Annotated in this window: 6 protein-coding genes and 1 tRNA gene; 3 read left to right on the top strand and 4 right to left on the bottom strand. The window is 42.4% G+C overall.

Annotation, left to right across the window (positions count from 1 at the left end; translation table 11 throughout):
* Positions 1-94: 94 nt before the first annotated feature.
* The gene (gene urtA / locus I3252_RS01340; RefSeq protein ID WP_238033988.1) at positions 95-1,405 is read right to left on the bottom strand and encodes an urea ABC transporter substrate-binding protein; all 1,311 of its coding nucleotides are present in this window, start codon (positions 1,403-1,405) and stop codon (positions 95-97) included.
* 585 nt (positions 1,406-1,990) lie between these two features.
* Here urtA and I3252_RS01335 point away from each other — a divergent pair.
* Complete coding sequence (locus tag I3252_RS01335; RefSeq protein WP_238033964.1) at positions 1,991-3,607, top strand: NAD(P)/FAD-dependent oxidoreductase; 1,617 nt, start codon at positions 1,991-1,993, stop codon at positions 3,605-3,607.
* A 230-nt stretch (positions 3,608-3,837) separates the two neighbouring features.
* Here I3252_RS01335 and I3252_RS01330 read toward each other — a convergent pair.
* The 3 genes from I3252_RS01330 to I3252_RS01320 all read right to left on the bottom strand — a co-directional run bounded on the left by I3252_RS01330 (position 3,838) and on the right by I3252_RS01320 (position 5,369).
* Positions 3,838-3,913, bottom strand: a tRNA-Arg gene (locus tag I3252_RS01330).
* Between the two features lie 67 nt (positions 3,914-3,980).
* A complete protein-coding gene (locus I3252_RS01325; protein ID WP_238033963.1) occupies positions 3,981-4,778 on the bottom strand; it encodes a hypothetical protein in 798 nt (265 codons plus the stop codon).
* 69 nt (positions 4,779-4,847) lie between these two features.
* Positions 4,848-5,369: a hypothetical protein gene (locus I3252_RS01320; protein WP_201553869.1), complete on the bottom strand. Its 522-nt coding sequence runs from the start codon at positions 5,367-5,369 to the stop codon at positions 4,848-4,850.
* A gap of 457 nt (positions 5,370-5,826) precedes the next feature.
* On the opposite strand from I3252_RS01320, the gene I3252_RS01315 reads away from it, so the two are divergent.
* Complete coding sequence (locus I3252_RS01315; RefSeq protein WP_238033962.1) at positions 5,827-10,374, top strand: exodeoxyribonuclease V subunit gamma; 4,548 nt, start codon at positions 5,827-5,829, stop codon at positions 10,372-10,374.
* Between the two features lie 76 nt (positions 10,375-10,450).
* Positions 10,451-14,980, top strand: coding sequence for a UvrD-helicase domain-containing protein (locus tag I3252_RS01310; RefSeq protein WP_238033961.1), 4,530 nt, complete (start codon positions 10,451-10,453; stop codon positions 14,978-14,980).
* Positions 14,981-15,033: the final 53 nt, after the last annotated feature.

The raw sequence follows: 15,033 nt of genomic DNA, 5'->3' as shown, positions 1-15,033 counted from the left end.
CTGAAAACTGTTTTATCAGTAGAGGAGCTAAAGGGTTGCTGGTATTGATACCATTAAGGGGCTAAGGATTGCGGTTTAGGTGACAACACCTTATTTATTTAGGAATGTACTGACTCCATGGCTCAGCACGAATGACTTTTGGCGTTTTGCTAATCACATCGAACTGACCATCGGCACGGATTTGACCGATCATGACAGGCTTCCATAAGTGATGGTTTTCCTCATCCATTTTTAATGTATACCCTGATGGCGCGTCAAAAGTCTGACCTCCCATACTAATACGCACTTTATCGACATTAGTGGTACCTGCTTTTTCGACTGCTTGTTTCCACATATTGATACCCACGTAGGTGGCTTCCATAGGATCATTGGTCACGACCTTTTCAGCATTCGGTAGCTTATGATCCAACGCATATTTCTTATGCTTTTTAGTGAAATCGCTGTTGACAGGATTTTTAACCGACATAAAGTAGTTCCATGACGCCAAATGCCCTTGCAATAAGCTGGTATCGATACCGCGAAGCTCCTCTTCTCCTACTGAGAATGCCATGACTGGGATATCAGAGGCTTTAATACCCTGATTGGCAAGTTCACGATAAAAGGGTACGTTTGAATCCCCATTAATGGTAGAGATAACCGCCGTCTTCTTACCCGTCGAGAAGCTTTTAATATTGCCAACGATGGTCTGATAGTTGCTAAAACCGAAAGGGGTGTACTCTTCCATGATATCTGTTTCAGCGACGCCTTTAGATTTTAAGAAAGCCCGCAGTATCTGGTTAGTAGTCCGAGGATAAACATAATCTGTCCCCAGTAATACAAAGCGTTCTGCACTACCGCCCTCTGGACTCATCAAATATTCAACGGCAGGAATGGCTTGTTGGTTCGGTGCAGCACCAGTGTAGAAAATGTTTTCTGACTGTTCTTGACCCTCGTACTGAACAGGGTAGAACATCAAACCATTTAACTCTTCAACGACAGGCAGCACTGACTTACGTGACACTGACGTCCAACCCCCAAATATCACATCAACTTTATTTTGGGTTAACAGCTGACGTGCTTTTTCAGCGAATAACGGCCAATCAGAGGCGGGATCTACGACGATTGGCTCTAGCTGTTTACCCAACACGCCGCCATTGGCATTAATTTCATCAATGGTCATGAGAGCAGTATCTTTTAATGACGTCTCAGAGATGGCCATCGTTCCAGATAAAGAATGCAAGATACCAACTTTGATGGTGTCACCATCTGCCGCAGAGGTAGCAGTCGTCGCAGAGGTTTCCGTTTTTGTGGCGGTAGAATTGGTCTCAGCGCTGGTTTCCGCAGGTTTTTGACAACCCATAAGACTTAAGCTGCCGACAACGGCTACTGCTAGTAGAGACAAACGTGATGTCAATTTTGAGTCGATACGATAATTTGTACTTATAGGAGTAGCAGTGATAAGCGTTGGCAATAAAGACATATATTTCTCCAGAAAGATAAAGTAGCAGCATGGTAGGCCGAGTGAACGAGCCATTCCTAACTATTATTAATACTTCAATATCTATGCCAATATAAAATACTAGACAAATGCACCAATATTGGTCTTTATCAGGAGCTAGGGCACTTTTGTGCACCATAATTGGTTTTTATGATTTTCTATGCACCATTTATGTCTGGTTAAGGAATGCTAAAGCGGTATAAAAAATGATGACATCAGAAGCGATGTTTTTTTTTGAGTTCAGGAAGTGTGAACAGAAGGAAATTAAGAAGCAAACGTACTAAATGATGTCAACTTAACTAAAGGTAGGTTTTTTTTAGCTAAAGCACGTTAGCCATTAGGCTTGGTAGCTAGCTTGGGGTGAAGTCTGAAATTTATTTTTTATAATAGGGTGCTGATCTATGCTGAAGAATCCATAAATTTACCCTTTTATAAGTAAAATATTTATTCGCTTATTTGTATCAGTACCAGTAAAATGCGAGACTGTTTTCTACACGAGTTTATGAGTAACCAATGATACGTTTAACTGAAATTAAATTGCCATTAAATCATGCACCTGAAGATCTAACGACTGCTATAACGACAAAACTTAAAATTTCTGCTGAGCAAATGGCGTCATTTGTGATGTTTAAACGTGGTTATGATGCTCGTAATAAAAGAAATATCCAATTAATTTATACGCTAGACATCACACTGACCGACTCGGATTTAACCAATGAATTACTGGTTAAATTTGAGTCAGACAACCATGTTAAAGCAACGCCAGACACCAGTTATAAATATGTAGGTGAAGCGCCAAAAGATTTAACTGAACGTCCTGTTGTTATTGGTTTTGGTCCTTGTGGTTTATTAGCAGCACTGACTCTTGCTCAAATGGGTTTTAAACCTATTATCATTGAACGCGGTAATGAAGTCAGACAACGCACCAAAGATACCTTTGGCTTTTGGCGTCAGCGTAAATTAAATACAGAATCAAATGTACAATTCGGTGAAGGCGGAGCGGGTACCTTCTCCGACGGTAAGTTGTATAGCCAAGTGAAAGATCCCAATCATTATGGCCGTAAAGTCATGACGGAATTTGTAAAAGCTGGTGCACCAGATGAGATTTTATTTGTTAGTAAACCGCACATAGGCACTTATAAGTTAGTCACTATGGTAGAAAAAATGCGTGCTGAGATCATAGCGCTTGGTGGGGAAGTCCGTTTTGCTACTCGCGTAGACGACTTGCATATCACTGACTCAAAAGTAACTGGCGTGACACTTAATACTGGCGAAACCTTAAAAACCAACCATGTTGTTCTTGCTGTTGGTCATAGCGCGCGTGATACCTTCCAAATGATCCATGATAAAGGCGTGTATGTTGAAGCAAAGCCTTTTTCAATTGGCTTTAGGATTGAACATAAACAGTCAACCATAGACCAAGCACGCTTTGGTGACAATGCTGGAAACGAGATACTTGGCGCTGCGGATTATAAACTGGTTCATCATTGTAAAAATGGTCGTTCCGTCTATAGCTTCTGTATGTGTCCAGGCGGAACCGTGGTTGCCGCAGCATCAGAAGAAGGCCGTGTTGTCACTAACGGCATGAGCCAATATTCAAGAAACGAGCGTAACGCTAACAGTGCTATTGTTGTAGGTATCGACCCAGAGCGAGATTACCCAAACCACCCCCTTGCTGGTATCGACTTACAAAGACAGCTAGAAACCTTAGCGTTTGAATTAGGCGGCAAAGATTACAGTGCACCAGCGCAAACGATTGGCGATTTCTTAAAAGGTAAACCAGACTCAGAATTAGGCGATGTAAAACCGTCTTACACACCGGGCATTACCTTAACCGACTTAAGCAAAGCACTACCTGATTTTGCCGTAGATGCCATACGTGAAGCCATTCCAGCGTTTAATAAAAAAATCCAAGGATTTTCATCTGACGACGGTTTACTAACGGGTGTAGAAACCAGAACATCGTCACCAATCAGCATTAAGCGCAATAAAGAATTTCAAAGCATTAACACCAAAGGATTATTCCCTGCAGGCGAAGGTGCTGGTTACGCAGGCGGCATATTATCAGCAGGGATTGATGGCATTAAAGTGGCCGAAGCTGTGGCGAAATCGATGTTAAACATAGAGTAAGAGCGGATTTGGGCATTCCCCAATATTAAAACGCTTACCTAGATAAAAATATGCGATCGAAAAGCCTTTCAAGCTATGAAATATAAAGCTTGAAAGGCTTTTTTGTGTTTTGCAGGTATGCTGTATGAAAATGCATCGTAAGTTATGCAATGTTATGATGCGATAAGACACTAAAAGACCCCACAACTGATAGGCTGTGAGGTCTTTTAATGTCTTTTGACAATGTTTGATGGTGCGCCCACCAAGACTCGAACTCGGATCGATCGCTTAGGAGGCAACTGCTCTATCCTGTTGAGCTATAGGCGCATTTTGGAATAACATTGTAGGAAAAATCGCTCATAAAAGCAATCAACAAAATATAAAGATTTTATCATTACTTGCCATTACTCAAGGCGTCAGCGACATTCACAGTGTTGGTATTTGCTGCTTTTTGTGCACGTGATGTTGGATTAAACAAGTCATTTACACTGTTTTTATAACCTTCGATATTATAATAATCGTACTTTTCTAATATATCTTGTCCGGTACTCGAAAGTAAAAAATTACGGAAGTTAATAGCAGCAGTATTCTCTGTCAAAATAACCCCTTCAAGCGCTTGCTTTTCTTTCAATGCATAGCTGAAAGAATTTAGGTTACGTGCCTCTATATTGTCAGTTTCAATGGTATCAGTCTCAGCAGTCTCTACTTTTTTATCATCAGTATTGCTGATATTTGCTTTGTCTTGGTTTATTTTATCGTGAGCCGTTTTTAGCTCTGCTTGTAACGGTGTCAGACGGTCTGCAGATAGGCTGTCGTTAGCGATGATCATGTCTATATCAGCGCCTAATTCTGAGCGTTCATTATCGCTAGGATTGGCGTTTGATAAGGTTAAGAGGTCGCTGGCGGGTACATAACTTGGTACAACCTGCACATGAGGATAACGAGATTCGAAGCTAACGATGATATCGTCCAAGGGTGCTTGTAAGTCCTCTTCTGCCTTGATATACAATGTACTGTCGGTCAGGGTATTTACCTCGTCTTGAGTGGTGGCTGACGGCTCATTTGCATTTGCCATGATCGGTAGGGGGTCTATATTTTTACGGTTATTGCTCCATAACCACGTAAAGATTGCAATAAAGATTATCAGCAGCAGTAAAATTAGCCCAGCCAGTAGCAGCTTGTAGTCTCTCATATGTTACTGCTCTTCTCTTAATGGGTTTGTGTCAAGTTTACATAAAATGCGGTGTATAACGTATTATTTTTAAAGCTGTTGGTGTAACACTTCATCTGCTAAGTCCGCAAGCATATCTGCAAAAACATCGGTTTCTGAATCAGGTAAAAGTTTTTTCTTGCTATTATTCTCATGAATAATTGTACTGTTTTGATTGGATAGCACAGGTTGATCGTTTGAAGGGGAGGTAACATTATTGTCAATGGCTTTTATTTGGTGTGCAGCTAATGGCGATTCGCCCATCGTAAGCTTGTCTTTAAGCCATTCAAAACCATGGGCTTCCCACCATGCTTCAAAGCGTGGCAGCGTGCTCCCACGCACCGCGACAGGCAGATTCAATGTTCGCAGTTTTTGTGCAAGTATGGGGTCGTTAATGGCTTGATGGATGCTCAAATAAAGCGAGCGACTGTCATCAGTATAGGGCTGTCTGTTTTGCCACGATCTGTCGTCAATTTTCATACGTGGCAATTGCCACAATTCACCGCGATAGTATACAACATATAGCCGTCGTTTAGGATGAACGAAAATGGCATCAATGGGACGCAAGGGCATAGTATTAAGTTATTCCGTTAAAAAAGGGTTATGGACATAAAAATTACAGCAATTAATCTGACAGCAGCACTGACTTCTCTATTCATAAATATGAGACTTATCAATGCGACACTATCTGTCGTAAGATATTATAATAGTGGCACATATACTAGTAAACGATAGCTATCGATGGCACACTAATCAGCAGCCTATTTTATGATTGTTATAAATAATCACTGATGATGCAATGATAGTTAATCATTGTTGTCATTTGCATCGTGTTCATGACAGCCATGCTAGCAGAAATACATTGTAGTAACGACCGCGAAACATAGATTGGTGAGTATCCTTCGTGGTATTCCTTAGCAGCCATCAATATGCATTAGAAAGTTAACGCAAATGTTATTCCATTTCAGGCATTCACGACCGTCTACATCACACTATCACTCATATTATAACTTCAATCAGACTATCCTCTATGTTTACCATTATTCAATCGCACCGCACCGAAAACCTTGTTGATCAACTGCTTGTGCAATATCAGTCTAAGGATCAGCCTGTTTTTGAGCCTTTTATTGTCATTGTACCGTCAATGGTATTGGGCGATTGGTTGGACAAAACCATTGCCAGTCGTGCTGGGATTAGTACCTTGGTGCGTACTAAGTTTTGGGGTCAGTATCAATGGACGCTCATGCAGGATGTATTGACTCGCCATAATGCATACTTACTGGCGCAAAACCCTGAAGCTGCAACCTTAAATGTGCCAGAAGTGGCGGTGTTGTCACCAACGGTCATGCAGTGGCGATTGTTTGGCTATTTGACCTACTATCAAGAGGCGATTGTTGCAGATGAAAAACATCCGGTTCATCCATTACTAGTATCTTTGATTGATGAGCCGCAGGCAAGTGCTCAACAAGACAGCTTACAACAGGATAAGGCGCAACAAGATGCCCGTATCTGGCAGTTAGCAAGCGATTTGGCAAGAGTATTTAACCGATACTTGACCCATCGTGAGGATTGGCTAGATTTATGGTCGTACAACAAACCGCTAAATGTAGATGAATTGATAGCGGAGAAAGATTTATTATCACTGCGTTTTGATAAATATGCGCGCGGCACGCCTGAATGGCTGGTGGGGCATTATGTTGAGTTAGAGGCGGCGCAACGATTCTTATGGTCGCATTTGTTTGCTGACGTTCATTTACACCGCGTGGCACTAGAGCGCGCATTTTGGTCAGCTTTAAAAGGTAACAAGGCGAATGAGCGCGACCAGTTGCCAACCATACTGCGTATTTTTACCATCCAGCAACTGCCACAGACCGAGCTCGACTTTCTACAGCGCTTGTCGCAATACATGAATATCACGCTATTGCATTACAATCCATCAAAGCTGTTTTGGGCGGATATCGTCGATAAATCTTGGTTACAGCGTCAACAGATTATCAACCCTGAGAGTGTCTTTTTACGTGATTATGGTCATAGTTTGCTATCGCGTTTGGGCAAGCAGTCGCGTGATGCTTTTGCCATGCTTGCCAACTTGTCAGGTAATGAGCAATACGACGATGCGCTAGTCGAATGGCAAGATAACTTTGATAAGGGTGTAGATAATGTGCTCGGTCATTACGATTATGAAAGCATAGATGCTGCTGATGACGCTGTCAGTACTCAAGATGCCCAAGGTAACCTGAGCTTATTAAAACGTTTGCAAAATGATGTGTTGATGCTTGATGAGCAATCTACCCAGCAAGCAACAGCCGCTACAGTCTCGCAAGCAGTAAGTAAGCAACTAGAGCCAAGCTTTGATGAAGCTAAGCCAGCAACGGCTTGGTATGAAGATGAAGCGTTAGAGAATAAGCGCTTTGAGAAAGACCGTTTTTGGGCAATCTCTTCCCAAGATAATAGCCTAAGCATTCATTCGTGTCATAGTTTGCAGCGTCAGCTTGAAGTGTTGCGTATTATGATTGGCCGTTGGTTAAATGAACCTATCAAACTAGGTGAAAAGAAACGTCATATCTCCGACATTGTTGTGCTGCTACCTGATGTTGAACGTCATCATGCATTGATTGGTTCTATCTTCGTCAATGGTAAGGGTCAAGACGGTTTGACTTTGCCTGCTAAAGTGACTGGTGTTGTTGATGCGGACATTCGCCAGTTATGGGAAGCCATTATTGGTTTTTATAAGCTATTGGGTAGCCATAGCGCCCGTTTTGAAGCGGCTGAAGTCTTAGATTGGCTTATGTTGCCTCCTTTATTTGAAAGCTTTGGGCTGACTCATGAGCAGATGAGCCGTGGCTGTGATTTGTTGGTAGAGGCGGGCTTTATTCGCGGTTTTGACGAGCTGCATCTTAAACAAACGTTGGACAGTAATGACTACGACTATCGCTTTAGCTTTGCACAAGCGTTAGACAGATTGACCCTAGGTCTGGTCATGCCAGAAGCTGAGTTGAGTGATTGCTTATATGCTCTAAATGAAGATGTATGGCCAAGCACTGCCTTACCAGAAATGACTTTACCGCTACCACAAGTCAGCTTAAATGATACGTTGATTGTTGAAGCGCTTTGCCGCATTTATACCGGTTTGGTCGCACGACGGGATGACCATACAAAAAAAATGAAAGCGGAAGACTGGCTCGATCAGATTGAGAGACAAGTGATTCATCGCTACTTTGGCGATGTGGACCAAACGCGTACCATGCGCGCCATTTACAATGCGATGAATGGCTTTAAAGCAAGTTTGCGAGCCAATCGTCACTATAGGCAGTACTCGAGTGGTGATGTCGACAACAGAGAAGTGGAGCAAAGGCTGGCAGGTGTGGAGCACTTGCCACTAAAGTTGAGCTTTATGCTAGACAGTATTGAAAACGAGCTTGAAAGTCAGCAAGTCAGTGCTGAGCCTACTGGTGTTATTACCTTTGGTAAGTTTGGTGCTTTAAGGAACGTGCCTTTTGAGTTGGTGGTCATGCTCAACATGGATCTCTCAGAGTTCCCTGGGCGTGATCGTGACAACCGCTATGATTTGATGAAAGCGACCAATGCTCGCCGCGGTGACAGAGTCAGTGAGGACGATGACAACGGTGCATTTTTAGATGCCCTGCTGTGCGCGCGCAGTGCATGCTGGATGTTCTACAACGGTCAAAGCTTGACGGACACTCATGAGCATCTGCCAGCCAATCCAGTGAGTGAGCTATTACAGTTTTTGCAAGGCGAAGTGCAATGGCAGGTGAACTCGCTTGAGACATTACCTAAGGATGTTGACCCAACCACCGAAAGTCTCAAGCGCTATTTGCCTAAATTGATTAAGCAGTGGTTGGTGACTGAGCATCCTGCTCTGCCTTTTCATGAGAGTCTGTTTGAAACAGAAATTGAAGGTACGAATGTTTCTGAGCAAGCGTCTTCTGATATTGATGACAATGCTAATGCCAATATTAATATCAATGCTCAGGATTCCAGCCCTGTTGAGATGATTGATGAGCTGGACATTCTCTTAAGTAAAGCCATGCGCAAAACCAAATTGGCGCAAAAAAAGCAATTTCCGCCTGCGCCGCTTTGGCAAGCGGTGTTTGATACACTAAAGGGCAGAGTGTCTAGTGAGCAGGTACAGTTGGTTGGCTTGCCCACAAAGACACAGTACGAAGCAATCGCTAAGATGCTTGGTCAAGGCTTGGGTCAGCTCGGTCAAGTAAACACTCAAACCTTGTCTGCATTGGTTGAACTATTGGCATTAGAGGCTGTTGTTGATACTAGCAATATCAGTGATATGACTCAGGTGCTCTCCCAAGCTGTATCTGATAGCGTATTTAATATTGGGGAGATAGATGTTGAAGGTGCATTGGCTTACCAAGTGCGCCATCCTGCCAAAGCGTTCTTACGGGCTCAAAAGGTGCATGTGGTACAAGGTGAAGAAGCACTGTCGCATCAAGAGCCATTATTTCTAAACAGTTTGACTACCTATCAAATCAAAGAGCACTTGATTAAACAGTTGGTTACTGATGAGAGTAAGAATAATAGTAATGCAGCGGCTGAAACCACTACTCCAATCCTGATGTATCAAAAAATCATGCCAGCAGGTGTGGCTCGCCAAACCACGCTACCCAATCAACAACAAAAACTGCAACAGCAATGTTTGGAATTTAAAGAGCAGTTAATAGCTAATGGTTTTGGCGAAAATATTGTACCCAATGAAGATGGGATAGAGGGTACGACAGGTTTGCAGCTACTAACGCCAACCGCCGAGCATCCTGTCCAGATAGAGCTAAAAAATATACTGAATAACACTGATAACGGGTCAAACAGCCAGACAGATATTAACGAGATAGAAGCACTGCTTAAGCTGTTGCCGAAAATCATTAAGATCAAAGGCTCAGTACCTATATTAGCACCAGTATCATTACCAACAGCAGTGCCGATAGATGCGCATGATAGCCACTCTCATATTCAGGCGGGCATGCCTTATGCTCAGCAATCACCCAAGCAGTGGTTAAACATATTGCCCAATTCTGCCAGTCCTAGGCATTTACTCAAATTTTGGTTATCACATTTGTATTGGCAAGTGGCCAGACGTACCACTGCTGAGCAAGTGGCACTCAATGATGGGGTGAGTATTTGGCGCTTTAATAAGCCTAGCTCACAAGTCAAAAAGTATGACAAAGTAATCGCATTTAAACTAAGCCCCATTGTCTATGAAGACGCTGTTATTGAGCTGATAAAATGGGCGATTTTTTCCAAGTTATCTGGGCAAGTGCCTATTACTTTATTGCCTGAATATGCACTCAATTACCTTGATCAGTGTTCAAAATCTGAAGATAGTGAAGGCGGCAGTTATTGGCCAAAACGTGCCGACTTCTCGGATTGGTTACGATCTGGCTATCATACAGACACAGTATATGATACTTGCTCTCAGCATGCCATTTGGCAATATGTACTACGTGATCAAGATGGATTTAAGGCTTTGTCAGACGCGTTGACCACCTTGGCGCGACCATTGTACGAGCCGATGTTTACTGCGTTAATTGACTTAGATGGCTAGCCCATTATCTAGAACAGCCTCTAATTAATTTTTGCTATCTTGTTTTAATAAATAATAATTAAAAGTATGCGCCCATATGACAGACTTGACTGATCCAACCAATATCATTGAACTTTCTACACAGCCACATTTATTCGATGAGCACTCAGATGCGCCTCACTCAGATCCTATGAGTGAGCGTAAGGCTGATGTGATACCAGCAGTTGATGTTGACCTAACGGGCAAGCACCTGATTGAAGCGTCTGCTGGTACTGGTAAAACTTGGACGCTAACAGGCATTGTATTGCGCCTGCTAATTGAAGCACGACGTGCGCCAGAGCAAATTATTGCTACTACCTTTACGCGAGCCGCTGCCGCTGAGATGCGTCAGCGTATTCATGATCGTTTGGTGGATTTTTATCAATTATTGCAGTGGGTCAACAGTTTAAGTGCTGACATCAGTAATAAGGAGGCTTTGTATCCCAATATATTGCAGGTGATGCCTGAAAGCGATAAGGATAAACAAGAGGGCAAAAAATCAAGTACGGATTTAAGTACTGAGATAGGCGCTGATGAGTTAAACCAAGACCTTGCTACTGATAAGCAAGCTGCTGCCACAAAGCGTGCGCAAGCAAAAAAAGACCGTGAAGATTGGTTGGTAGCACAGGCTAAATATGTGCGCTTGGATGGCATCATGCAAGATCCCATTAACCTGCATCTCGTTGGTTATTTGCTGGATCACGTGTACAGCTATCCAATGACGGAAGCTATCAGGCGTACCGCACTGGTTTTAACCACGTTGGATAAACTGTTTGTGGGTACGCTCGATAGCTTGGCACAAAAATGGCTGAAGGAGTACAGTAGCGAGACAGGTCATCAGCAAGGTATGGCTATTATCGAAGAGAGCAGTATTGAGCAGGTGACCGATAGTATTATTCATGATGAGCTGCGTCAGTTTCAAAGCCGCTTACATCATGAGCAGCCTAAACTGTATGCGCTTATGGATCAACAAGGCAAGTTGACTGCCGTGAGTGATCATAAAAAATATGTGACTCGCTCGCTTAATTTTATTTCTGCGCCAATTGATGAGATTGTAGTAAATGACTTTAGTATTCAAAATTATGAAAAGTTCTTAGTTCAGTTCTGTGATTTTGATTTTAATGATCTTCAACCTTATTTAGATCTGAGCTTTAGAAAAAAAGAAGGATTTAATAATCGAAAGAGTGTCGCTAAAAACTTATGTTTTTATGAAGATTTTAAAGGCCTTATTCAAAAGAAGCAGCTTTCTTTTTATCAAAGTTTATCTACCCCGCAAGCGAATTTCTTAAAACAGCTTCAAGCAACTTTCGATGATTCAGAAGATTCTGGATTTTTAGAAGATAAAGAGCAAGGAAGAATCAGATTCGTCAATACTGAATCAGTGCAGATGTTGCTCATGCTATATAACTATATCCAACAGCTCGATGAATATATAGTGACTGTTTTAGCCAATCTTAATCGTCATATCGTGCTTGCGGTACGTGACAGGCTACCAATTATTTTGGAAGAGCGTGGTGAGACGACCTTTAGCCTGCAAATGGTGCGTTTAAACCAAGCATTAACGGGTCGGCAAGGCGAAAAGCTGGCGCGTTATATTCGTCATCACTATCCTGTGGCGTTGATTGATGAGTCGCAAGATATCAATGGCGCGCAAGCTATTATGATTGAAAGTATCTATTTACCAAAGAAAAAGGGCAAGGTTGCTGATAATGATAAACAGTCAGCTACTAAAAAATCTAGTCATGAATTTTTATTATTGGTTGGTGATCCCAAGCAGGCTATTTATGGGTTTCGTGGTGGCGATGTGGCCAACTATAACTACATGAAAGCCCAATTTGATAAAAGCACGCTTTGGACGCTCGATATTAACCGACGCTCAAATGCTGGTGTGATTAATGCCCTAAACTGTTGGTTCGGCATGGCTGATGCAACCATTGTTGAGAATAAGTTAGCTCAATTAGGCGCAGGTATTTACTATCAGCATATTAAAGCGGCAAAACCAGAAAATCAGCTGTCTTGGTTTAATGAACCAGACGCTCACAGCACTACTTTAGTGACTGAGGTGCTCTCTGCCCAGCCAGTGAGCGTATTACATCTGCCTTATGATAAAAACAAAGAGCTTGAGTACGATGAGTATGAAATCACAGCGCGTCATATTGCGACTTTGCTCAATAGTGGTCAGACCTTAAAAGGCAAGCCTATTCAGCCCAGTGATATCGGCGTGCTGGCACGTACCAAAAAAGACTTAAAGCGGGTTGAGGATGAGTTGGTTAAGCTTAATGTACCGACCTTGACTACTAGTGATGTCAGTATCTTTGAAACCATCATGGCAGAAGATGTGGCGGCGCTGCTGAGTGCCATGCTATATCCGTATCGTCATGACATGATTAATCGGGTGTTGACAAGTCATCTGTATGGACTGAGTATTAAAAACATCAAAGCCATGATGACGGATCATGAGTCAGGAGTTACTGATAGCAGCAGTACCACAAGCGCCCATTCACACAATTCTAATGCGAAGGATACCTCAGTTAATGAGGCTACTGATAATAAAAAAAGTTATCAAGATTTTATTACTTATCTAAAAGAAGGCGCACAGCGTTGGCAGCACTTTGGTATTTTGTCAGCATTGCATTACTTGTTAGATAAAAATCCCATACAGCCGCAAGGCGTTTGGCAAGCGCTAGCGGCTCATCCAGAAGGCGATCGTCATATCATGGATTTGCGTCATGTGATGGATATCTTGGCGCAGTATGGCCTAGGTATGGGTGAGCATGAACTATTGGCTTGGTTTAGACAAAATATAGATGCCGCGCCCAATAGCGATTGGGCTAAGCAATATCCGCTACCGACAGAGTCTGGTGTGCAGCTAATGACCATTCATAAATCCAAAGGGCTTGAGTTTCCCATTGTCTATGTACTGGGAATGGGTGATGCCAGTAGGAGGTCAGGCACCAATGAGAAGTATGGCCTGTATTTATATAACGCAGATCAAGCACCTTCAGCATTAGTACAGCAGTCACTAGATAGTCAATCAACAGGAAATCAACGCCGCTTCTCACCGATACAAGGTTCTGCTACCACAGACGACTACTACACCGATATCGAAACGCGGGAAGATTTCGATGAGATGCGACGACTAGGTTACGTGGCCTTTACCCGTGCCAGTGAGCAGCTTTATGTTGTTCTGAGAGACCCTAATGACACAAGAGATATGAAGCGAAAACCAGTGTTTTATTGGTTTGAATCGCCAGAAGCAAAGTTTGAACTACCTGATAGGCTCAAAGGCACCATAGGCATGCTCAGAGGGCATAAGGTTAATGAGTTTTATGACAATAATTACGCAAGCAACGATGCTAAATCAGCAGGCGTAAATGACAATGTTCAGCTAGCCGCAACCAAGTTAGATGTTCATAAGCCTGCCACAGAGACTATTGAATACGCGCCTTTTGCAGAGGTTATGAAAACCAATTATTTTTATGGTTGGGCTAAGACTAGCTTTACCGCTTTGGCTCGTCAGCTCGATGAATCTACACAAGCAATGGCGATAGTGGATGAGCGTATTGATGATGCTATAGACATTGATATGGCAGACACTTCAGTGTCGGTTGAGCATTTGCTTAATAGTGATGCGTCTCTTGAAAAAGTCGATGGGTTAAATCTCAAATCAGAAGATGATATCCGCTTTACCTTTGTGAAAGGTGCTAATGCGGGTACGTTTTTGCATGAGATATTTGAAAAAATTGATTTCAGCAATAAAGCGCAGTGGTCTCAGGTTATCGATAGAGCGATCAGCAGCTATCAACTGCCTTTAGTTTATAGTAGCGCTGAGCAGCAAGGCCGTCGATCACAAGCGAAGAAGCAAGAGCAAGGCGATGACGGTTCATTTAATACTAGTTCACTTGATCTTGCTTCAATAGATGCTGCCAAGCATGAGGCATTAATCAATTGGATTGAAGAGGTGATACATGCGCCGCTATTGGCCTCCAATCAACCCTTAATTTCTCTTAGTAAGGGTAAGCGATTTGCTGAGTTAGAGTTCAACATGGGGCTGTCAGAGAATTTTAAAGCTCAGGATATCAATAGGCTATTTCAACAATATTTACCTGACGAAATAGACAAACACGTCACTTTGGTCCCACAAAACAAAGCACATCTATATCGTTATCTGCGTGGTGAAATTGACCTGGTGTATGAGCATGTTGGCAAGTATTATGTGGTCGATTATAAGAGTAATTTTTTAGGAAATAGCCTAAGCGATTATAATGAAGATACACTTAAGCAAACAATGTCCAAGGCAGGATACTGGTTACAAGCAGCGATTTATCAAGTAGCGTTACACCGATTCCTTTCAATGAGAATACATGATTATGCAGGCAATGAAGATAAGTATTTGGGCGCTGTGGAGTATGTTTTTTTACGAGGTGTGTATGATCCCAATTCTCAAATAGCTGATGATCTATCACAAGATGTTAAAGAGGCTGATAATAGCCACTCAATGCAAAACGACTGCTATGGATTAGTGACATGGGATATTCCAATCGATTTTATTAAAGGTTTGGATGCGTTGTTTGGCATGCCCGATTAGTAGGCTATAAGTAATGATTAAATGCTAAAAGACATGATATCGATTAACTATTT

Origin of the sequence: Psychrobacter sp. Ps4, assembly GCF_022129285.1 — a bacterium.
GTDB lineage: Bacteria > Pseudomonadota > Gammaproteobacteria > Pseudomonadales > Moraxellaceae > Psychrobacter > Psychrobacter immobilis_A.
Note: the sequence above shows the minus strand (reverse complement) of the source record. Positions and strands in the feature narration are given on the sequence as shown.